This window comes from Caproiciproducens sp. MSJ-32, from assembly GCF_018918055.1.
Classification (GTDB): Bacteria; Bacillota; Clostridia; order Clostridiales; family Clostridiaceae; genus Clostridium.
Genome location: NZ_JAHLPS010000053.1, coordinates 1 through 21617, shown reverse-complemented (window position 1 = coordinate 21617; position 21617 = coordinate 1). Strand labels below are relative to the sequence as shown.

The window sequence follows — 21617 nt, the reverse complement described above, 5'->3', positions numbered from 1 at the left end:
AATTTTATCACTAGCTTTTTTCTTGGCATATTATATATCAGATAGAAATTTGCTTTAAAAGGGAATATAATGTTGGAGTTAAAAAGAATTAATAGGAGTCTAGAAGATTTTTTTACAAAATTATCATTAAGAGAGATATCCCAAATAGTACTAATAACCTTTATAATTTTATTAATGATATCAAGATTTTTTGTTCCAGTAATAGTTGTAGGAAATTCAATGAGAAAAACTTTAGAAGATGGAGAAATTTTGATTTTATATAAGAAAGCCTATGTTAGAAAAGTACCTAAATATAAGGATATAGTAATAATAAAAGTAAATGACAGCTTTAAGCCAGAAACTATTGTTAAAAGGGTAATAGGTGCTCCTGGAGATCATGTTGTTATAAAAGATAGTAAAGTATATATAAATGAAGAATTAATAGAAGAGAAATATATAAATGATGAAGAGGTAGTTAGTGGTAAATATGATATAGATATACTTTTAAATGAAGATGAAATCTTTGTTATGGGAGATAATAGAAATCATTCTTCCGATTCAAGAAATCCTAATATAGGAGTAATAAATTATAAAAAAAGTGTTTTAGGAAAAATTATATATAGCCTGTCTGATTTTGAGCTGATGTAACAAAAGAACCATTTGAAAAGTATTTTTCAAATGGTTCTTTAACTTTTTTATTTGAATAAAAGTTTGATATTCCTAAAATTAAGCATAATGTCATTATAGCCTTAGGTGAATTAAAATAACTGTCCACCATATTCATAAAAATAAAGCATAAAAATGAAACTGCTGTCCCAACTATAATTGCTTGTTTATTAGAGTTTTTAAATAGTTTTATATTTTTATAAAAGTTATATAAAGTTAATGAAAAGAAAAGTACTAATAATATTGTTCCAAGAATACCTAACTCACTTTGAAATTTTAAAAATACATTATGAGGATGATAAGCCATATAGTCATCACGTATCATTAAATCTTTATAATTATTTGCATAATCAGGATAAACAGCTGAATATCCATCATAGCCTATACCAAATAGGAGATTATCTTTTATTATAAAATTAGTTATTTTCCATATTTTTATTCTACTAATATTTTGATTAGTACTTAGAATATCTATTATTCTAGTCCTGCTAATAGGCAATATTATTAAAGTCCCTAATGTTATAGCTGTTGGTAATATTAGTTTTTTATTATAGATCAATGATAAAAGTATACTTCCTAATATTAATGCTATTAAAGCATTTCTAGATTGCGATAATATAATATTTATAATAAGTAAAAGCGAACAAATTGAGAAGCATACTTTTTGATAGTTCTTTTTACTGTTTAAAAACAGCATTATTACTATAAATAGGGCTGATACAGCATATAAGCCTAGTATATTTGAATTTTCTAAAAATGAAGAAATTCTATTTTCAGCATTTATATGCTTGTTAATATGAAGATTTTCATATGTCTGATATATAGAAAAAATACTAGAAATTGCAGCAACACCTACAAAAGAGGTTAATAATATCTTAAATATATTTTTTCCCCTTAAATTATAGACTATATTATAATAAATCCAAATATACAAAGAAAACTTTAAACTAGCTTTAAGGGTAGCATCGCTATCAACAGAAATAAAACTAGAGGAATACATTAAAATATTTAGTAATAATAAAGAAAGAAAAATTTTATCTTCTTTAATATTTTTCATAACATTAAAATAATATTTTCTTTCTAAAGGAATAAAAATTATACCTAGAGCTTGTACAATAAAAATTAAATGTAGTATTTTATCTGGATTTTTATCACCATAACTGGGTAAAACTGGATACAAAGTGACAAAAATTATTATTAATGTATTTAATAAATTCTTATATAATTTAATCATATGACCTCACTTCAAAATAATAGGAAATTCTAATGAATTTCCTATACCAAATTTATTCATTTTAAAATATAACACAAGTTAATATAATAAACATAACATTAATTATAAATTTAAAAAAGTATAATGTCAACTAAGTTATATATGGATAAAATTTATATAACTTTAGTTAATTAAATTTTTTTACATTATTATTTAAATGATAATTTGCCATTCCTAAAACAATAAACATGGTTATCATAACCTTTAAAGAATTATAAAAGCAATCTATCATATTCATAAATAGGAATGATATGAAAGCAACTATTATTGCAATATAAATAGATTTCATTTTAGTGTCATTTGAACGTTTTATATTTTTATATATATTAGTAATAGTTAAAATTATAAAAAGTATGAAAGCTATAGTACCTAAAATCCCTAATTCTGTATGGAATTTTAATAGTACATTGTGGGGATGAAGAGCTTCATAACTTTCGTGTATCATTAACCTTGGAGTATATTTTATATAACTAGGATAAATTTTATAATAGTTATCATAACCTATTCCCCATAATGGCTTATCATGTATCATAAAATAAGTTGTTTCCCAGATTTTTATTCTACTGCTATTTTGACTAAAGTCTAATATACTCATTAGTCTTTTTTGGCTTTCTGGAATTAGAAGTAAAAGTATAGCAATTAAGAATGATGGTATTATTAATTTTTTATTATATATTAGTGATAATAAAAACAAACCTAATACTAATGCTAATAAAGCATTTCTAGATTGAGATAATATTATATTTAGTATAAGCAAAATAGAACAAATAGAAAGAAAGATCTTTTGTGATTTATTCTTAGCATTTATAAGCAACATTATTACAATAAATATAGCAAAGATGCTATAGGCACCAAGATTATTAGAGTTTTCTAAGAAAGAAGCTATCCTATGTTCCTCATTAACTCCAGTGTTATAAAATAAATTTTGTATTAGTTGATATATTGAAAAAATACTAGATAACAATGCTATCCCTATAAATGAAGCTAATAAGGCATTAAATTCTTTTTTTCCTTTTAAGTTATATGCAATATTGTAATAAATAAATACAAACATTGAAAATCTAATACTGCCTTTAATCGTTATTTCTAAATATACTGCCACTATAGTAGATAAATACATAACAATGTTTAATATTATTAATGAAAGAAAAATTTTATCTTTTTTTAAATTTTTAAATACATTAATAATAGATTTTCTTTCAGCTGGCAGAAAAATAAAAGCAGTAACTTGAATTAATAATAGAAGAAAAAGTATTGAATCTGAACTTAAAAGTCCATAACTTGGAAGAATAGGATAAAGTATTACAAAAGCTAATATTAAAATGGTTAATAATTTTTTATATATTTTCATATTCTATACCTCATACTTAATAAAAATATAAAAGAACTTTTTATTAATGATGAAAAAGTTCTTTTAATTATAATATAAAACTTTATACATAGATTATCTTGGAATAAATCCAATTTTCTTTTGCATTTTTCTTAAAATTTTCATTGAAACATAGTTTGCCTTTTCTGCACCTTTTTTATAAATGCTTTCAAGGTAGGCCTTATCTTTAAGAAGTTCTTTAACCCTTGTTTGTATCGGCTCAAGCTCTCCAATAATAGCATCAGCAACGTCTTTCTTTAATTCAGCATAGCCTTTACCTTTATAATATTCTACAAGTTCTTCAGGAGTTGAACCCTTAATAGCTATAAGAATATTTAGCAAATTTTTAACTCCTGGCTGTTCATCAGAGTAATTAACTACTCCCAGGCTGTCTGTAACTGCTCTAGAAACTTTTTTTCTTATAACTTCAGGTGGGTCCATAATTAAAATATAAGCGTTTGCATTTTCATCTGATTTAGACATTTTCTTAGTAGGATCTTGTAAGCTCATTATTTTAGCTCCAGCCTTTTGAATATATGGTTCAGGAACTTTGAAAGTTGGGCTGTAAGCATTATTAAACCTATTTGCAAGATCTCTAGCTAGTTCAAGATGCTGTTTTTGATCTTGGCCTACTGGAACAAGGTCTGTGTTATATAATAATATATCAGCGGCCATAAGTACTGGATAAACAAATAGTCCAGCCCCTATAGAATCGTTATCTCCATATTTTTTAGATTTATCTTTATATTGTGTCATTCTACTTAATTCACCCATATAGGAATTACATGTTAATAACCAAGCTGCTTCAGAATGAGCTGGTACATGAGATTGAATAAAAATAGTATTCTTTTCAGGATCTATTCCAGCAGCTAAATAAATAGCTAGCATTTCTAAAGTTTTTTCTCTTAATTCCTTTGGTACTTGTTTAACTGTTATTGCATGTAAGTCAACTATACAAAAGTAACAATCAAATTCATCTTGAAGTTTAACCCAATTTTTTAATGCCCCTAAATAATTTCCTATGGTAGGATTTCCAGAAGGTTGTATTCCACTAAAAATAACCTTTTTGCTTTCAGTATTGTTTTCCAAGTTAAAGCACTCCTTTCATTTGTGCACCTTATAATAGGAACAATTATACTTTTTATTATAAAATTCCAAAATTTTTATGTCAATAAGGCTAAACAGGGGAGAGTTACTTCCCAAAAATGTAACGGTGTCAGTCCCCCACATAGAAAATAAAAAAACTAACCCAAAAGGGTTAGCTATTAAAACAGATTATTTTCTGTTGTATTGTGTTTTTCTAGCTTTTCTACATTTATAACATCTTACTGGTTCGTTATCGAATCCTTTTTCCTTGTAGAATTCTTGTTCTCCAACTGTGAAAACAAATTCCTTTCCACAATCTTTACAAATTATTTTTTTATCTTCCATTTTAAATTCCTCCTTAAAACTCATAGGCAAAAAATTAGTATAACTTCTTACCTTTTTATGAATTTTAAGAAAGAAACTATACAATTTTTCCTAATCATTTCATTTTTTCAAGATTATTATAACATATTATATTTAAAATACAATATAAATTTAAAAATTATTCTGAAAATTTAGTGCTTTTGCTGTTGTTCTTATATTTAATAAGATAAATAGTATAAGTTATTAGAGGTATTATAAAGAAAACAGCTAAATTCATAAGTTGAATATTTTTTAATGTAAAGTAGAGTATATAATTATTTTGCCCTATAAAGGTGGCTAAAGCAAATATAATAAAGGAATATATTCCAATAAATAGCGGCTTTGTCTTAATATATTTTGCATGTAAGTTTAAAATGCTATAGGTAGATAAAATATACTTAATAAAAAATCCTATTACTGTTTGATTTATAAAAAACAATTCACCAAATTCTATGAAGCCTCCTAGTTTAATTCTTTGGCCAATTACAAATTCAGGATAAAATAAGTTTTTTCCTCTTTCAGGTCCAAAAGCTGTTATTACTCCTATAAAGGATAATATTATAAAAACAGAAATTATAGCAGCAGCATAGAGATTATTTTTTCTTAAGTTTTCATGATCTACTACATATTTTAAAAATGGAGCAATAATCATAAAGCATGAAAGAGCTCCTAGTATTGAAAATAAAGCGGTGTAGTAGTTTTTAGGAAATCCAGTGCCTAAAATAGGCAGAAGTTGAGTTACTTCTTTATAAGGTTGTGACAAAATTAAAAATATAATTCCGTTAACTATTAAGGCAAAGACACTAACAAGTATGAATATTAATATTGTTCTTAAATTCTTATTAAGAATAAAGAAAGAAGGAAAAAGAAAAAAAATTAAAGCATACCAAACAGGAGTATCTATAAATATTGTTGAATGCAAGGCACTAATTTCTACTGAAGCTGCTTCAAGGGCATTTATAAATAAGGCTATAGTATAAAGGCCTATTAATATTATGCTTATAAATCTAGGAGCAGCTTGAATAAAAATATCCCTAATATCAAAAGTATTAGTTGTTAGGGAGATATTTGTTATATATGTTAAGAAAGCAGTAAAAATTATGCAGGCAAATATGGCTATCAGCCAGGTATCTCTCCCCCCAAAATTTATAAATATAGAAGGATAAGTTTTTAAGGATATAAGGGTAGCTCCTATTATAAATAATATAAAGTGTTTGCTAGAAATTTTATTCATATAATACCCTCCAAATTAGTTCTTTTTTTCACTAATATTTATCTTTTCTTATTTTGGATGAAAATATGTATATTAAACAATATTAAAACGAATAATATATTTGGTGATGAATATGGATAAGTTAAATGAATTAAAGCAAAGATTATCAAAAAATTTTGATGTAAAGTATAGAAAAGTAGAAACTGCAATAGGGAATGCAACAATTATATACATAGACGACTTATGTAATGTAAGAATGATAAGCGAATATGTTGTAATGCCTCTTAAAAATATTAGGCAGCTTCCAGAGACAAAAAATCAAGATAAGAGCATATTAGATCAGATAATGGAAAATGTTTTGGACATAAATGCCCTAGGTTTATGTGAAGATATAGATGATGCCTTATGGCATATTTTATCTGGTGATCCCGTTTTAGTCTTTGATGGTATTGAAGATTTGATATTTATAGAAGCTAAGGGCTTTCCAGTAAGAAGTGTTGGAACTCCAGAAACAGAAGCAGTATTAAAGGGGCCAAAGGAAGGTTTTAATGAGTTAATTGTAAATAATATTGCTTTAATAAGAAGAAGAATAAAAAATCCAGACTTAAAATTTGAAATAGCAGTGGTAGGAGATAAATCAAATACCTCTGTTGCAATCTGCTATATAGATGGCCTGGCTCCTGAACCTCTAATAAGAAATGTTAAAGAGAAGATAGCAGAGCTGGATCTTGGTTTTATATTAGACACAAATTATGTTGAAGATGCCTTAAAAAATCAAATAAGCTTCTTTGACACCGTTGGATATACAGAAAAGCCGGATGAAGTCTGTGCAAAACTCTTAGAAGGCAGGGTTGGGGTAATAGTAGATGGAACTCCTTTTGTTATAACTGTACCATACTTCTTCCTAGAAAACTTTCAAATGCCGGATGATTATTATTTAAACAAATATTTTACTAATTTTAATAGGGTGCTAAGATGGATAGCTTTTTTCCTGGCAGTATTTGTTCCTGCCCTATATGTGGCAATAATAACCTATCATTTTTCTATAATACCATCAATATTTATGTTTAGGTTAGCTGTATCAAGGGCTGGTGTCCCATTCCCAAGCTTCTTAGAAGTATTAATAGTAATGCTGGCCTTCCAATTAATTAAGGAGGCTGGATTAAGGCTGCCAAAACCAATAGGTGGAGCCATGAGTATAGTATCAGGTTTGATTTTAGGAGAATCAGCTGTGGCTGCAGGAATAGCCTCTAGAATTACTATAGTTATAATAGCTTTAAGCTCCCTAGCTTATTTCTTAATTCCAAAGCTTTATGGACCTTTATCTTTCTGGGGAATTGTTTTAGTTGGATTTGCTTCTGCCTTTGGAATACCAGGTTTCATATCTGGTGCCTTGCTAATGCTGATTCAATTATCTCAATTAGATTCAGTTGGATATCAATTCCTATTCCCAATTGGAAGCACTAAGGAATTAAAATTTAGAGATATAGCTTTTAGGGGAAGTTTATCTAAGATTTCGAAGAATGTAATAAAAGAGGGTGGTAAAGATGAAACTTAAAAAGATATTAGTTGCAATAATGATATTAATCAGCCCAACCCTTTTATATGGATGTTTTAATTATAATGATATAAATAAGCTTACCTTTGTTACCAGCATGATCTTTGATGAAGAAGATAGTGATGAGATAGTAGTTTATGTTGACTGCATAAAGCCTTATAGAAGCAGTGATGAAGGTGAAGAAAAGGCAAGAAGAATAATGTATAGGGCAGAAGGAAAAACAGCTATTGAAGCTTTAAAAAATGTAAATTTAATTTCCAGCACAAGATTGAATTATTCTCAAAATAGAGCATATATATTTACTGAGAAGGCTGCTAAATCAGGAATAGAAAAATATTTAAGCCTTATCAATAATAATCAGCAGTTATCAATTAAACCAGATATGTTTATTTATTATGGAGATTTAAGCAAGCTTTTAGAAGTAAGCTCTAAGGATGAAGAGTATTTAGGACAATACTTAGAAGAACTTATAAATAGAAATAAGACTAATCCCAAAGCAGTAAGTGCTAATATGAATGATTATTTAAGCAAGGTGATAGAAGAAGATGATTCTTTTATTGTAGGAAGTCTTAAAATAAAGGAAGATGAAATTGGAGAAAAAATTGAGCTTAGTGGAGGGGCTATATTAAAAGATCATAAGCTAGTTTCTACTATGAATCCTTTAGAAGTAGTGAGTTATAATGTTTTATTAAACAATATTACAGATGGAATATTGGAAATTTCTAATCCACAAAAGGATGAAGGCCTTATTACGGTAGAGATATTAGGAACAAGTGTTGAAAGCAATATAGAGCTTAAGGATGAAAAAATACACCTTATAAAAGATATAGATATAAAAATAACCCTTGCAGAGGCTCAAAGTGAGCTGATTGTTGATGATAAAACTTTAGATTATATAAAGGAAGAAACAGAAAAATTAATGAAGAATTATTTGATAACTACCTTTGAGAAGTTTAAGAAAGAGGAGCTGGATATTTTTGAAGTAAAGAGATTATTAAATATAAATTATCCAAAAACTAAAATAGAAAACCCTCTGGCAAATACTTACTTAGATGTAAATATTAATATTATAATTGACGGCAGCAGTCTAGTAAAAGATATATTATAAATAGCATTTTTACTTTATTTACATAAATTCTTTTTTTATAGTTTTGGAAAGTAAAATCTATTGATATTAAAAGGAAAATAAAGTAAAATATAAAATATAAAATATACAAGTTATTATTATAAATAAGCAGTTATCAAATAAAAATTGATTATATAAATAGTAATTTATTTTATTTTAATTCGATTCATACCAAGTTAAATATAGCAGGGAGGGAGTATGGACGATTATAAGTTTAAGTATCATCAACTTAAGATGGAATATGAAGGGTATCAAAAAATTACAGAAGAAAAGATACAGCAACTCAGCTCCGAAAATATACAATATCAAAAAAATCTTGATATGCTTTCAAATGTAATATTAATTAGCAATTACATAAATTCAAATTTAAGCAGTGATAACATTATCTCAATGATAAATGATATGATAATAGGAATAATAGGGGTAGCCCAATCAACAATATATTTATTTCAAGATTTAAAGTTTATTATAAAAGCGACTAATGGAACAAAAGAAAGTATAAAGCTGACTGATAAATGTAAGAGATATATTAGTAAAAAGAAAACTTTTATAATAAATTCAAAAGAGCCTATTGTAGAAGATGTTGAGAATAAAATTTCAATACATTCACGGATGGGGGTTCCCATTAAAGTGGGAGATAAGTTTATTGGATATATAATTGTTGATCATTCCCACTACAATTTTTTAACTGAGTTTCATGAGATATTTTTAAGCTCTATAGCAAGTCAAATTGCAATTGCTTTAGAAAATTCAATGTTATACAAGCAAATTGAAAAAGCTGCTAAATATGATGCTTTAATTGGAGTTTATAATAGAAAAACCTTTTATGATATTATTGATGAACGACTGGCTTCAGGTAAAATTAAAAAATATGCAATAGTTATGATAGATTTAGATGATTTTAAGCAGATTAATGACACTCTAGGGCATCAGTTTGGAGATAAAGTCTTAATAGAAACCACTGGCATTATTAGCAATAAGCTTAAAAATGAAGATATAATTGCTAGATATGGAGGAGAAGAATTAATTTTATTTTTAAATTGTAATGACGAAAGCAGAAATGTATATGAAGAAATAGATGAAATAAGATATGCTATATCAAATCATATTGTTTCTAAAGAAGGAGATCACACAAGCATAACGGCAAGCTTTGGTGTAGCTTTTTATCCATTTGATGGAGAAACTTTAGAAAAAGTAATAAATTGTGCAGATAAACTGCTTTACAAAGCTAAGTCCGAAGGTAAAAATAAAGTAGAAATCTCTCAATTATTTATGAATGAATCCCTGACAGTGAAAAGATAGATAAGCTTAAGTTTATTTATCTTTTTTTTGTTTGCCATTTTTTATTTTGCGCAAATTTTCATTTTGTTCTAATATCTGTAAATAATTGCAATCTTTTAGAATATAATAAATTAAGAGTAGAAAAAATTCTTTAAAGGAGTGGATTCCAATGATTCAGGTTTTTTGCGCTAGTAAGGGGGCAGGAAAAACAAAAAGATTAATAAAGCTTGCTAATGAACGTTTATTTCAGTCAAAAGGTGATTCGGTATACATTGATAATAAATCAAAGAATATGATGCATCTCAAGACGAACATTAGATTTATAAATACAGGAGAACTAGGCATAAATGATTTTGATAGTTTTTATGGATTATTATGTGGGATAATATCTCAGAACTATGATGTAGAGAATATATATATAGATAATTTATCAGAAATAGTTAACTTAAAGTTATCAGAATCAATGGAACTATTCAAAAAACTAAAGGAATTCTCTCAAAGGTTTGAAGTTAATTTATTTATTAATATAGATTGTAATTCAGGAGAACGTTTACCAGACTTTATAAAAGAATATGTAGCATAATAATATCAGTTAGGAGTTTGGAGTGTGGAGTTAGGAGTTTGGAGTGTGGAGTTTGGAGTTTGGAGTGTGGAGTTTGGAGTGTGGAGTGTGGAGTTTGGAGTGTGGAGTTAGGAGTTTGGAGTTGGGGTGAATTATCAAAAAAGAAATTGATATAAAAAATCGGGGCTTGCCTCGATTTTCTTTTTTATCCTAATTATGAACTAAAGGCCTTTGTTTATTGAATATAATTGATTTTGTAATAATAAAAAGATATACTATAATAAGTAAATAAACTAGGAGGTACGGCAAAATGGCTAATGTTTTAGACGAGTTAATGGAACGTGGTTATATAAAACAATTTACTCATGAAGAAGAGACAAGAGAGTTATTAGAGAAGGAGAAAATAACTTTTTATATAGGTTTTGACCCAACAGCTGATAGTTTACATGTAGGACACTTTATTGCTTTAATGTTTATGGCCCATATGCAAAAGGCTGGTCATAGACCAATAGCTTTAATAGGTGGTGGAACTGCTATGGTAGGAGATCCATCAGGTAAAACTGATATGAGAGCAATGCTTACTAAGGAACAAATTCAACATAATGTTGATGCAATTAAAAAACAAATGGAAAAATTCATTGATTTCAGCGATGGGAAGGCATTATTAGTTAATAATGGAGACTGGTTGTTAAATCTAAATTATGTAGATTTTCTAAGGGAAGTTGGAATTCACTTCTCAGTAAATAGAATGCTTACAGCAGAATGTTTTAAGCAAAGATTAGAAAGAGGGCTTTCTTTCTTAGAATTTAACTATATGTTAATGCAGGCATATGATTTCTATGTATTAAATCAAAAATATGGCTGTAAAATGCAATTAGGTGGAGACGATCAATGGTCAAATATGATAGCAGGAGTTGAGCTAGTAAGAAGAAAGGCTCAAGGTCAAGCTATGGCTATGACTTGTACATTATTAACTAACAGCCAAGGACAAAAAATGGGTAAAACAGTAGGAGGAGCCTTATGGCTTGATCCTAATAAAACTTTACCATTTGATTTCTATCAATACTGGAGAAATGTTGATGATGCAGATGTTAAAAAGTGCTTAATGCTTTTAACCTTTGTTCCAGTTGAAGAAATAAATGAAATAACTAATGTTGAAGGTGCTGCTATAAATGAAGCTAAGAAGAGACTTGCTTTTGAAGTTACTAAATTAGTTCATGGGGAAGAAGAAGCATTAAAGGCTAAATCAGCAGCAGAAGCTTTATTCTCAGGTGGAGTAGATATGTCCAATGTTCCTACTGTAAAAATAAGCAGGGATAAATTAGGTTCAACTTTACTTGATATAATTGCAGAAACAAAAATTGTTCCTTCAAAGGCAGAGGGAAGAAGATTAATACAACAAAATGGTCTTTCCTTAAATGGAGAAAAGGTAACTGATATTGCAAGAAAATTAGAAGAAGCAGATTTCAAAGACGGATATGCTTTAGTTAAGAGGGGAAAGAAAAATCATCATAAGATTGAAATTGAATAATTAAAATAATAGCTGCTTTATTAAGAAATTAACCTTAATTCGTTCATTGGAGGAAGGGGAATTCAAAGATACAGCAGCTATTTTTTTATTTAAAAGATACTTAGTTCAAAATTATACTGTCTTAAATTTTCTTTGAAGTCTATTCCTCTATTAAGAAATGTGCATAAATCTTCGATATTATAAATAATAGAGAATGTTGATGGGGTGGAATAATGGCTGGAATTCACAATATAGGGAATAGTTATAATGCTAATAATAAAAAGATAACTAGTAAGCTTAGCTTTGATGTTAGGGACAAGTTTTCTGGGAAAATAATTAAAACTGGAGAAGGAAATGAAGTTGTTGTAAAGCTAATAGATGGATGGCAGTTTACAGCAGAATTAGATGAAAATATTACTGCCATGGTGGATGTTCTTCAGAAGTTTGAAGTAGAAGGCTTTGAAAATGGTAAGTTAAAATTAAAGCTGATAACAAAAGATAATGAAGGGGAAGGAATAGCCCAAAATGATTTTAGCGAACTAGCAACTAAGGGTTCTTATAGTAAAGAGGATAAGCTCCTCTTAGAGGCAATGGTTAAATTTAATATTCCCTTAACTAAAAAGAATATAAAAGATATACAGGGCATGCTTCAATTTTTATCTAGAATTAATAATAATCCAGAAGAGATAGAAAAATTTATTCAAAATTATTTATTAGGCAAGGGAATTAGTGAAGCTTCTGAAAGAGGAGAGAAGGCAGCGGAGTTATTAAGAAATTTCCTTCAAGCCTTTAAGAACTTATCAAAGGAAGACATATTGCTCTTTTTAGAGAATAATTTAGAATTTAATAATGAAAATATTGAAGCTTATAATAATATCTTTAAGGGGAATAATAAGCTGTCAGTTTTAATATCAAAGCTTTCTGATTTAGTGAATAGTGGACAAGAGTATGAGGAAAATATTATCTTGGCAGGGGAAAAGGAAAACAATATTGCAAATGAGGAATTTACAAAATTAAAAGATGCAATTAATTTGAAATATCAAAGTGTAGTAGAAGAAAATTTAATAGATACAGGAAGAGCAGAGTCTGAAAATAGTCTAATTGATGGAGCAAATGGGGAAATAATAAATAATAAGGAAATCCTAAATGAGAATAATATTAGTGAAAATATTATTAGCAAGGATAATTCAGCAAAAGAAAATAATGCTAATGAAGCTATAATTAAAAATAGCTTAAGTTCAAAGGAAGAAGTAGAAGTATCCATAAGTAAAGCAGGGCAGGAAAACAAAAATATTATAAAAAAAGCTTTATCAATATTAAAGAGTGAAGGCCAGCTGACAGAAAAGGTTATTGATTTAATAAAAAATAATATTAATGAAATAAAGCTTTTTAATAAATTTAGTGAGGAATATTACTATGGACAATTTCCTGTTACAGTTAAGGACAGAGAATATCCTTGCAAAATAATAGTTAAGGATAATAGAAAAAAAGGAAAGAAAATAGACAGCAAGAATGTAAAAATGGTTATTACCATAGATACTAAAAATTTAGGAACAATTGACAGTTATGTAACAGTAAAAGATAAAAAAATAAATATTGACTTAAAATGTAATGAAGATTCTGTTAAAATAATAAACATGAGCAAAATAATATTAGAAAGAAACATTGAAAACATGGGCTTTATTGTTAATATTAATGTAGCGAAAAAAGAGGAAGAAGTTTCTCTAACAACTTGTAGGGACTTTTTCAATCCAGAAGTAAGCTTTAGATTGGATAGGAAAGTATAAGAAATATTTTGCAGTGCAAAATATTTTAATTTACAGATAACAATTAATAATTTCGGAAATAATTATAAAAACTGTGTAACAGTTTAATATATAATTGTCTATTGTTAATTGATTTAGCGGGGGAATTATGAAAGAAATAAAAAAAGCAGCTGCTTTAAAATATGAAGAAAATTCAATAGCTCCGATAGTTACTGCAAGCGGGATGGGGCATATTGCTGATAAGATAATTGAAAAGGCAGAGGAAAATAATGTTCCAATAGTTTATAATAAAGAATTGTCTGATTTATTAAGCAATGTTGATGTGGGAGAATACATTCCTCCAGATCTTTACGAAGCAGTAGCACATATAATAGCCTATGTAGTAGATTTAGACAGAAAGATAGGCGGTGAAAGCTAATGGCATTATATGCTATTTCAGACCTTCATCTTGCTTTCACAACAGATAAACCAATGGATATATTTGGGAAAAAGTGGTTTAAGCATGATGAAAAGATTAAAAATAACTGGCTTAAAAAAGTTAAGGAAGAGGATACAGTTCTTATCGCAGGAGATGTATCTTGGTCTATGAATTCAAAGGAAAGTAAGGAAGACCTAGATTGGATAGATGTCTTACCAGGAAGAAAGATTGTATCTAAGGGAAATCATGATTATTGGTGGACTGGAATTACCAAATTAAATAATATGTATGAAAAAACAAAGTTCTTACAAAATAACTTCTATACCTACGAAGATTATGCAATTTGTGGTTCCAGGGGATGGATTTTAAATAGTTCTGATAAATTTACTCAAAAGGATCAAAAAATATTAAATAGGGAATTAATAAGATTAAGGCTATCCTTAGATGCAGCAGTAAAGAGCGGATATGAAAAGATAATAGTTATGATACATTATCCACCAGTTAATGAAAAGAAGGAAGCTTCTGTTTTTACAGATTTATTTAAGGAATATAAGGTTGAAAAAGTTATATATGGTCATATTCATGGTCCAGCTTTGTCAAATGTGCTAGATGGAGAATTTGATGGGATAGAATATATAATGACTGCCTGTGATTACTTAGATTTTAATCCTAGAAAAATACTTTAAACAGTGTGAATTTAGTGTGGAGTTAGGAGTTTGGAGTGTGGAGCGTGTAGTGTGGAGTTTGGAGTGTGGAGTTTGGAGTTTAACTTAGTGTGGAGTTTGGAGTGTGGAGTTTGGAGTGTGGAGTTAGGAGTTTGGAGTGTGGAGTTAGGAGTGTGGAGTTGAAATTGGTTTAAGATTTGGCTTATTGATAAAGTCGAATCTTTTTTTATTTTACATAAAATTTATATAATTTTTTGCTTTCTTTTATGGAAAAGTTGAATAGTATATTAACAAGAAGAAAATGAATTTCAAAATCAATTAGTGCTTGTTAGAGAAAAGTTTGATAAAAATGTGTCAAAAAATATGTGTCGCTATTGACATTCAATATCAATTGAATATAATTATATATAGATGATATAGATGTGGAAATTTGTGCAAGGGGGAGTTATAATGACAGTTTATAATTTAAAGGTCGGAGAGAAGGGAACAGTAAAAGAAGTTCTTGGAGATAAGAAATTAGCAAAGAGATTATTAGCTTTAGGCTGTGTTAATGGAACAGAGCTTGAAGTTAAGATGGTTGCACCTTTAGGAGATCCCATTTTAGTTTCCTTTAGAGGCTTTGATTTAGCTATAAGAAAAAAAGATGCTAAGAATATATATTTAAATGAATAAGGGGTGGAAATATGATAAATGCAGCATTAATAGGTAATCCTAATACAGGGAAGACAACTGTATTTAATGCCCTAACTGGTTCAAAGCAATATGTAGGAAACTGGCCAGGGGTAACAATAGATAAGAAGTATGGATTTATAAATAAAGATATTAAAATAGTAGATTTACCTGGTATCTATGCTATGGATACCTTCTCTAACGAAGAAAAGATATCAAGAGAATTTTTAGAACAAGATGATGTGGATGTTATATTAAATGTTGTTGACGCAACAAACCTAGAAAGAAATTTATATTTAACAACTCAATTAATGGAATTCAATAAGCCCATAATTATATTACTTAATATGATGGATATAGCTAAAAAGAGAGGCTTAGACATTGATTGTGAGAAACTTGGAAGGGAATTAGGAGTTACTGTTCTTCCAATATCAGCAAAAACAAAAAAGGGTTTAGATAAAATAGAAGAGACAGTAATTAAGCTTAAAGGAAGCCTTGTAAATTATAATTTAAAATTTAACTCAGAAAATGAAACTTACAGCTATCTAAATAAGGTAATAAAAAATAGTTTAAAGAATTCAGGAAAGGCTGAAAGCACAGCAAGAAAGATAGATAAGCTAGTATTAAATCCTATATTAGCTTACCCTATTTTCCTATTTTCTTTATGGCTCATATTTAAATTTACCTTTAATTGGTTTGGACAACCTTTAGCAGATATGTTAGATGCTTTTGTGGCAGATACATTAACCCCTTATATTGGAGGCTTTTTAGAAAATTCTTCAGAATGGTTCCAATCATTAATTTTAGATGGTATCGTTGCAGGAGTTGGTGGAGTTATAGTATTCTTCCCAATAGTATTTGCTTTATTCCTAGGAGTATGTTTCCTAGAAGATAGTGGATATATGTCAAGAGTAGCCTTTTTAATGGATAGAATAATGAGAAAGATTGGCTTATCAGGAAAGGCATTTATTCCGCTTATTATGGGATTTGGATGTTCAGCTCCAGCAATAATGGCAACAAGAACATTAGAAAGTGAAAAAGATAGAAAGATGACGGCACTAATTGCCCCACTTGCTTCCTGTGGAGCAAGACTGCCAGTATACGCCTTATTTGCATCAATCTTTTTTGAAGAAAAACAAGATTTAGTAGTTATGTTCTTATATTTACTTGGAATTATAGTTGCAATATTAATTGGCTTCTTATTTAAAAATACCCTATTTAAAAAGGATGAAGAACCTTTTATATTAGAATTGCCTGAATATAAGCTTCCAAGCTTTAGAACCTTAATATTAAACGCTTGGGAAAAGTCAAAGGGCTTTATTGTTAGAGCGGGAACATTAATCTTTGGAATTTCTATATTAGTTTGGTTTTTAACTTACTTCAATATGAATGGATTTACAACAGAAATAGATTCAAGCTTCCTTGCAGCCTTAGGAGGAATAGTTGCTCCAATTTTTGCTCCATTAGGCTTTGGCACATGGCAGGCAGGAGTATCAATACTTTCCGGTTTAGCAGCTAAAGAAGTTATTATAGGAACTATGGAAATAGTTTATGGGGATCTAGCTGTAGTATTACCAACAGTATTTAGCACAATAACAGCATATGCTTTCTTAATATTTGTATCATTATATACACCTTGCTTTGCAGTTATTGGAGTTATGAGAAAAGAATACGGAAATAAAATGATGTGGCTGTCAGTCAGCTATCAATTTGCTTTAGCTTGGGTCTGCTCATATTTATTTAAATTTGCCGCAACTTTAATTACAGGAGCAGCAACAGGGGCTGATATAGTTCAATTCTTAATAATTTCACTAGTAGTTGCAGCAGGAATCTTTGGATTGATTAAGTATTTTAATAAAGAAGAAGTTGGGCAGACTGCCCATGTAAGCAAATAAAATGTAATCATAAATAGAAATTTATCTTATCTTGTTGACAAAAGCTAAGAAAATAATTAAACTTAGGTTCGAGTATATAAATTAATATTTTTGATTACAAAAAAAGAAGTTATTCCAAAATATTTCTAAATTGTTTTGGAATAGCTTCTTTTTTATATTTTAAGGAGTATGATAAAAGTTTTTTATGTGACTTTGTTACAGTTTATACTGGAAAAATATAATATAATTATTGTATGATAATAGAATTAATTGGGGGTAATAATTATGAATAATATAAAAGTTTATACAACATCAACTTGTCCATGGTGCGTTAAGGCAAAAAATTATTTAAAGAGTAATGGAATAAGTTTTGAAGAGATAAATGTTGCTTTAGATCAAGATGCAGCTAGAGAAATGGTGCAAAAGAGCGGTCAAATGGGAGTTCCGGTATTAGATATCAACGGAAAAATAGTTGTTGGATTTGATAAGAAAAGAATAGATGGCATATTAGGTTTATAATAATTTATATATGCGTTTTAAAGAAAGGAACTGCCTTTTAATTTAAGACAGTTCTTTTCTTTTATTAAAAGTAGAATTAGAGCTATAATATTATATAATGAAGTATTAAGAATTTGTATGAGGTAATTTATGAATATTAGAAATAAGGTACTTAGATATTATCCCTTTTTAAAAAATTTAGATGAGCAAGTTTTAGATGAAATGTTTAATGTACTTGTGGTAAGAAATTATGAAATTGGAAGCAGAATTTTTAACGAAAAGCAAAGCTGTATAGGTTTTTCGCTTATATTATCTGGTCAAATAAGAGTCTATAAAATAGGTGATGATGGAAAAGAAATCACCTTATATAGATTAAGAAGAGGTGATAATTGTTTTAATACTGTCTTATGTGCATTAACTAATTCTGAAAGTGATTCTTTTATAGAAGTAGAAGAAAATGCATTAATTGCTCTTGTTCCCATGCCTTTCTTTAAAATGTATATATTAAATAATGTTCATTTTCTAAAATATATTTTCAGAAATTTATATAACAAATTCGAAAATGTCGTAAGTGGTTTAGAAAAGGTAACCTTTGATAGTATTGAGAATAGATTGATTAATTATTTTAAAGAAAATATTGCTAAAAATAATGGCAGCAGGATAATATATGCAACTCATGAAAGGATAGCAGCTGATATAGGATCCTCTAGGGAAGTAGTCAGCAGAAAACTTAAAGAGTTAGAGAGAAGGGAACTGCTGGAACTAGGTAGAGGGAAGATAAAAGTAAAAAAATTAATTCACAGCTGAAAATACAATAAAAATATTTTGTATACTAAAAAAAGAAGACTGGTTGCAATCTTCTTTTTTTTAGTAACGGATAATTTAAATTGACATTTTAAAAATATACTAGTATATTAATTTGATCCTTTTAAGTTATATTTTAATTAAAAAACAACTTTGTGCTATGTAATAATCTTGAATTAAAGTTGATTATTTAATGCTGAAATAGATTTATTTAAGTTTTCAAGGCTTGTTGCTTGTAAATCCATATTTGCAGCAATTTCTTGGCATAATGCTGAGTGTTCTTGTGAAATGCTGCTTACATTATGAACAATTGATAAAACTTGATCCTTTTGAGAAGCTGCTTCAGTTAAGTTAACAATAGCAGTATCTATTTCTTGAACTGCATCGCTGATAGAAGTTTTTATATTGTTAAAGCTATTTTTTGTATTAGCTAAAGTATCTTGTTGATTGTCAATAGCTACGCTTCCAGCTTCCATAGCTTTTGAAGTTTCTAAAATATCAGCCTTAATATCATCCAATATTTTAGTTATGCTTTGAACTGACTGCTTTGAATTTTCAGCAAGCTTTCTAACTTCACCAGCAACAACAGAGAAACCTTTACCAGCTTCACCAGCCCTTGCAGCTTCAATTGCAGCATTTAATGAAAGTAAGTTTGTTTGGCTGGCAATTTGGCTTATAGAGTCTGTAATTATATTAACTGATTCTATTTTAGAAACAAGATTATTAACTGTATTGCTAACCATTTTAAAAGCACTTTGCAAATCTTTTAATGATTCATCTAATACGCTGAAGGCGCTTAAACCATCATCTGCAGCTTTATCTGTATCCAATACTGTAATTTGAACATTGGTAACGTTGTAAGCTAATTGTTCCATTTTTTCGCTAAAGCTTGATAAGATGCTGCTTGCATTTGCTATTTCCTCAGTTTGAGTAAGGGTAGAAGATGCAAGGCTAGATAATGAGTCGTTTACATCTTGTACTGAACGAGAAATGTTAGAGCTGTTTTCACTTATATTTGCTATTTCTTCTTTTAAGTGATTAGCTTGTTGTAAATCAACTGCAATTGAATCCATTTGAGATAATTCTTCTTGATTTACTTCTTCTGTAGATTCAATAGGCTTTTGAATATTTGTCCCTTTATTTTTTTTGGAAAATAACCCCATTTTAATACCTCCTAATATATATCCTAGTTGAGCCACTTTTTTTTATTATCGGTTTATTTAATTTTATCTTTAGTTGTGTGTATTTTAGATAATTTTTATCCCTCAGAATATTATATCACATTATCCCTTATGTATAATATATTATAACATATTATGTAAAGAATGTAGATGATATATACAAAAGTTTTTATACATAGAAAATTTACTTACAGCTATTATTATTTTTGATATAATTATAAGGTGTGAAGTTTAAAGAGGGTGATTAAGTATGACTGTTCAAAATTGGAAGGCTTTTTTTATGCCTTATGAACAAGCGGTTGAAGAGTTAAAAGTTAAGCTTAGAAGTATAAGAAAAGAGTTTAGAAAGAAAAATGAATATTCTCCAATTGAATTTGTTACTGGGAGAGTAAAGGAAATATCCAGCTTATTAGAAAAGGCAAATAAGTTTGGAATTCCAATGGATAGATTAGAATATGAAATTGAAGATATAGCTGGACTAAGAATTATGTGTCAGTTCGTTGATGATATAGATACAGTTGTAGAAATTATTAGAAGTAGGAAGGATATGCAGATTCTTTATGAAAAGGACTATGTAAGAGGGGTAAAGGAAAGCGGCTATAGAAGCTATCATATTATTATTAAATATCCTGTTAATATGGCAGAAGGGGAAAAGGTAATACTAGCAGAATTTCAAATAAGAACTTTATCAATGAATTTCTGGGCTACCATAGAGCATTCACTAAATTATAAGTATAAAAAGCAGCTTCCAAGTCATGTTAGGGAAAAATTAAAAAAAGCTGCAGATGCGGCCTTTGAATTAGATAAATTGATGCTTGATATTAAAGATGAAATAAAGGATGCTCAAAAGCTCTTTGAGGTTAAATCAGATATAATCTCCAATATAATGGATAATATTTTAATTTTAAATTCCCTAGGAAAAACTGCAGAAGCAAGTAGATTTGAGCTTTCTTTAAATAAATTAATTGAAGACGGGGAAGTATATGAACTTAATAATTTATTAGATTTAATAAAAAAGGAAATTAGAAAATACAGAGAGTAAAAATTAATTAGATTTTAATAAATGTTCAATTTAAGTAATACAAAATAAAAGGAGTTATCAGGTTTATATTTGCCTAATAACTCCTTTTATTATGCAGATGCTATTTTAACTCAATAGTTATCCCAAGCGTAAGGAATAAGGCTTAAGGAACCCTTACAGTTTAATATTTCAGGTTCTTTTGGACATATTTCTATGTCCCTGCATTTTCCTGGTATTTTAAATTTTTCTTCCTTTAGCAGATCAATTTCTTTTCTGACCCTTTTCTCTCTTTTGCATGGAGCTTCTTCCAAATCTTTAAGGCTTTAAATGCAACAGCTAAATAATATATAAATATAAATAAGAGCTTTCTACATTAGTTATAGTGGGAGGTTCTTATTTATATTTGTGATAAGTTTTTATAATGGTTCTAATAAGATGGCAGCTTTTATACTTAGAGGAAAGGTGTTATTAAAAAGATAAAAAATAAAAAAAGTTAAAATTTACTATAAAATACTTTACAACAGATAATTACTATTATATAATAATGACTATGAAAAGGGATTGCTTAAAAAATTCCTAGTGTAAATAAATTCTAATGGTATTGAACTTAAAATTTTTAAATTATAGGAGGTAAAATTATGAAGAAGTTTGTATGTACAATTTGTGGATATGTTTATGAAGGAGAAGCAGCACCAGCTGAATGTCCAGTATGCCATGCAGGAGCAGATAAGTTCG

General features: G+C 28.3%; 22 protein-coding genes. 15 read left to right on the top strand and 7 right to left on the bottom strand.

The annotated features are described in order from the left end of the window. The first annotated feature begins 69 nt into the window (after nt 1-69). Nucleotides 70-627 (top strand): signal peptidase I, encoded by a 558-nt coding sequence (lepB, locus tag KQI16_RS06145; protein WP_216432813.1) that lies wholly within the window; start codon nt 70-72, stop codon nt 625-627. Here lepB and KQI16_RS06140 read toward each other — a convergent pair. The 5 genes from KQI16_RS06140 to KQI16_RS06120 all read right to left on the bottom strand — a co-directional run bounded on the left by KQI16_RS06140 (nt 593) and on the right by KQI16_RS06120 (nt 5970). Next, nucleotides 593-1879 carry an O-antigen ligase family protein gene (locus KQI16_RS06140; protein ID WP_216432812.1) on the bottom strand — a complete coding sequence of 429 codons (1287 nt, stop codon included), beginning with the start codon at nt 1877-1879 and terminating at the stop codon, nt 593-595. The two genes, lepB and KQI16_RS06140, sit on opposite strands and share 35 nt — an antisense overlap. Before the next feature lie 166 nt (nt 1880-2045). Then, nucleotides 2046-3269, bottom strand: a complete 1224-nt coding sequence (locus KQI16_RS06135; RefSeq protein WP_216432811.1) for an O-antigen ligase family protein — start codon at nt 3267-3269, stop codon at nt 2046-2048. Between the two features lie 93 nt (nt 3270-3362). Then, nucleotides 3363-4376 (bottom strand): tryptophan--tRNA ligase, encoded by a 1014-nt coding sequence (trpS, locus tag KQI16_RS06130; RefSeq protein WP_216432810.1) that lies wholly within the window; start codon nt 4374-4376, stop codon nt 3363-3365. A 186-nt stretch (nt 4377-4562) separates the two neighbouring features. Further along, on the bottom strand, nt 4563-4718 hold the full coding sequence (locus KQI16_RS06125; RefSeq protein WP_216432809.1) for a zinc-ribbon domain-containing protein: 156 nt from the start codon (nt 4716-4718) through the stop codon (nt 4563-4565). 157 nt (nt 4719-4875) lie between these two features. Beyond that, nucleotides 4876-5970, bottom strand: a complete 1095-nt coding sequence (locus KQI16_RS06120; RefSeq protein ID WP_216432808.1) for a GerAB/ArcD/ProY family transporter — start codon at nt 5968-5970, stop codon at nt 4876-4878. Between the two features lie 112 nt (nt 5971-6082). Between KQI16_RS06120 and KQI16_RS06115 the strand changes: the two genes are divergently transcribed. The 12 genes from KQI16_RS06115 (at nt 6083) to KQI16_RS06060 (ending at nt 18683) form a co-directional block, all read left to right on the top strand. Continuing rightward, nucleotides 6083-7507 carry a spore germination protein gene (locus KQI16_RS06115; protein WP_216432807.1) on the top strand — a complete coding sequence of 475 codons (1425 nt, stop codon included), beginning with the start codon at nt 6083-6085 and terminating at the stop codon, nt 7505-7507. Then, a complete protein-coding gene (locus tag KQI16_RS06110; RefSeq protein WP_216432806.1) occupies nt 7497-8615 on the top strand; it encodes a Ger(x)C family spore germination protein in 1119 nt (372 codons plus the stop codon). The genes KQI16_RS06115 and KQI16_RS06110 overlap by 11 nt, the downstream gene beginning before the upstream one ends. Before the next feature lie 216 nt (nt 8616-8831). Beyond that, entirely contained in the window at nt 8832-9935 is a 1104-nt protein-coding gene (locus tag KQI16_RS06105; RefSeq protein WP_216432805.1) for a sensor domain-containing diguanylate cyclase, read from the top strand. A 148-nt stretch (nt 9936-10083) separates the two neighbouring features. Then, nucleotides 10084-10497, top strand: coding sequence for a hypothetical protein (locus KQI16_RS06100; RefSeq protein WP_216432804.1), 414 nt, complete (start codon nt 10084-10086; stop codon nt 10495-10497). A gap of 289 nt (nt 10498-10786) precedes the next feature. Continuing rightward, the gene (gene tyrS / locus KQI16_RS06095) at nt 10787-12007 is read left to right on the top strand and encodes a tyrosine--tRNA ligase (RefSeq protein WP_216432803.1); all 1221 of its coding nucleotides are present in this window, start codon (nt 10787-10789) and stop codon (nt 12005-12007) included. A gap of 212 nt (nt 12008-12219) precedes the next feature. Then, nucleotides 12220-13773 (top strand): hypothetical protein, encoded by a 1554-nt coding sequence (locus KQI16_RS06090; RefSeq protein WP_216432802.1) that lies wholly within the window; start codon nt 12220-12222, stop codon nt 13771-13773. A 127-nt stretch (nt 13774-13900) separates the two neighbouring features. Beyond that, on the top strand, nt 13901-14170 hold the full coding sequence (locus KQI16_RS06085) for an EscU/YscU/HrcU family type III secretion system export apparatus switch protein (protein ID WP_216432801.1): 270 nt from the start codon (nt 13901-13903) through the stop codon (nt 14168-14170). After that, nucleotides 14170-14856 (top strand): metallophosphoesterase, encoded by a 687-nt coding sequence (locus KQI16_RS06080; protein ID WP_216432800.1) that lies wholly within the window; start codon nt 14170-14172, stop codon nt 14854-14856. Before KQI16_RS06085 ends, KQI16_RS06080 begins: the two co-directional genes overlap by 1 nt. A gap of 429 nt (nt 14857-15285) precedes the next feature. Further along, the gene (locus KQI16_RS06075; protein ID WP_216432799.1) at nt 15286-15507 is read left to right on the top strand and encodes a FeoA family protein; all 222 of its coding nucleotides are present in this window, start codon (nt 15286-15288) and stop codon (nt 15505-15507) included. An 11-nt stretch (nt 15508-15518) separates the two neighbouring features. Then, on the top strand, nt 15519-17399 hold the full coding sequence (gene feoB / locus KQI16_RS06070) for a ferrous iron transport protein B (protein ID WP_216432798.1): 1881 nt from the start codon (nt 15519-15521) through the stop codon (nt 17397-17399). A gap of 264 nt (nt 17400-17663) precedes the next feature. Then, nucleotides 17664-17897: a glutaredoxin family protein gene (locus KQI16_RS06065; RefSeq protein ID WP_216432797.1), complete on the top strand. Its 234-nt coding sequence runs from the start codon at nt 17664-17666 to the stop codon at nt 17895-17897. Between the two features lie 129 nt (nt 17898-18026). Next, nucleotides 18027-18683 (top strand): Crp/Fnr family transcriptional regulator, encoded by a 657-nt coding sequence (locus KQI16_RS06060; protein ID WP_216432796.1) that lies wholly within the window; start codon nt 18027-18029, stop codon nt 18681-18683. A gap of 173 nt (nt 18684-18856) precedes the next feature. Here KQI16_RS06060 and KQI16_RS06055 read toward each other — a convergent pair whose 3' ends face one another. After that, nucleotides 18857-19843 carry a methyl-accepting chemotaxis protein gene (locus KQI16_RS06055; protein WP_216432795.1) on the bottom strand — a complete coding sequence of 329 codons (987 nt, stop codon included), beginning with the start codon at nt 19841-19843 and terminating at the stop codon, nt 18857-18859. A gap of 268 nt (nt 19844-20111) precedes the next feature. Here KQI16_RS06055 and KQI16_RS06050 point away from each other — a divergent pair, with 268 nt between their 5' ends. Beyond that, nucleotides 20112-20903 carry a GTP pyrophosphokinase gene (locus KQI16_RS06050; protein WP_216432794.1) on the top strand — a complete coding sequence of 264 codons (792 nt, stop codon included), beginning with the start codon at nt 20112-20114 and terminating at the stop codon, nt 20901-20903. Nucleotides 20904-21013: 110 nt separating this feature from the next. Here KQI16_RS06050 and KQI16_RS06045 read toward each other — a convergent pair whose 3' ends face one another. Next, nucleotides 21014-21193, bottom strand: coding sequence for a hypothetical protein (locus KQI16_RS06045; RefSeq protein ID WP_216432793.1), 180 nt, complete (start codon nt 21191-21193; stop codon nt 21014-21016). 327 nt (nt 21194-21520) lie between these two features. Between KQI16_RS06045 and KQI16_RS06040 the strand changes: the two genes are divergently transcribed. Then, on the top strand, nt 21521-21617 hold a 97-nt coding region (locus KQI16_RS06040), incomplete at its 3' end, for a rubredoxin-like domain-containing protein (protein WP_442861796.1).

Bases quoted from the DNA above. Each gene is read 5' to 3' on its own strand.
- lepB (WP_216432813.1), top strand. From the start codon at position 70: ATGTTGGAGTTAAAAAGAATTAATAGGAGTCTAGAAGATTTTTTTACA.
- KQI16_RS06140 (WP_216432812.1), bottom strand. From the start codon at position 1,879: ATGATTAAATTATATAAGAATTTATTAAATACATTAATAATAATTTTT.
- KQI16_RS06135 (WP_216432811.1), bottom strand. From the start codon at position 3,269: ATGAAAATATATAAAAAATTATTAACCATTTTAATATTAGCTTTTGTA.
- KQI16_RS06125 (WP_216432809.1), bottom strand. From the start codon at position 4,718: ATGGAAGATAAAAAAATAATTTGTAAAGATTGTGGAAAGGAATTTGTT.
- KQI16_RS06120 (WP_216432808.1), bottom strand. From the start codon at position 5,970: ATGAATAAAATTTCTAGCAAACACTTTATATTATTTATAATAGGAGCT.
- KQI16_RS06115 (WP_216432807.1), top strand. From the start codon at position 6,083: ATGGATAAGTTAAATGAATTAAAGCAAAGATTATCAAAAAATTTTGAT.
- KQI16_RS06110 (WP_216432806.1), top strand. From the start codon at position 7,497: ATGAAACTTAAAAAGATATTAGTTGCAATAATGATATTAATCAGCCCA.
- KQI16_RS06105 (WP_216432805.1), top strand. From the start codon at position 8,832: ATGGACGATTATAAGTTTAAGTATCATCAACTTAAGATGGAATATGAA.
- KQI16_RS06100 (WP_216432804.1), top strand. From the start codon at position 10,084: ATGATTCAGGTTTTTTGCGCTAGTAAGGGGGCAGGAAAAACAAAAAGA.
- tyrS (WP_216432803.1), top strand. From the start codon at position 10,787: ATGGCTAATGTTTTAGACGAGTTAATGGAACGTGGTTATATAAAACAA.
- KQI16_RS06090 (WP_216432802.1), top strand. From the start codon at position 12,220: ATGGCTGGAATTCACAATATAGGGAATAGTTATAATGCTAATAATAAA.
- KQI16_RS06085 (WP_216432801.1), top strand. From the start codon at position 13,901: ATGAAAGAAATAAAAAAAGCAGCTGCTTTAAAATATGAAGAAAATTCA.
- KQI16_RS06080 (WP_216432800.1), top strand. From the start codon at position 14,170: ATGGCATTATATGCTATTTCAGACCTTCATCTTGCTTTCACAACAGAT.
- KQI16_RS06075 (WP_216432799.1), top strand. From the start codon at position 15,286: ATGACAGTTTATAATTTAAAGGTCGGAGAGAAGGGAACAGTAAAAGAA.
- feoB (WP_216432798.1), top strand. From the start codon at position 15,519: ATGATAAATGCAGCATTAATAGGTAATCCTAATACAGGGAAGACAACT.
- KQI16_RS06065 (WP_216432797.1), top strand. From the start codon at position 17,664: ATGAATAATATAAAAGTTTATACAACATCAACTTGTCCATGGTGCGTT.
- KQI16_RS06060 (WP_216432796.1), top strand. From the start codon at position 18,027: ATGAATATTAGAAATAAGGTACTTAGATATTATCCCTTTTTAAAAAAT.
- KQI16_RS06055 (WP_216432795.1), bottom strand. From the start codon at position 19,843: ATGGGGTTATTTTCCAAAAAAAATAAAGGGACAAATATTCAAAAGCCT.
- KQI16_RS06050 (WP_216432794.1), top strand. From the start codon at position 20,112: ATGACTGTTCAAAATTGGAAGGCTTTTTTTATGCCTTATGAACAAGCG.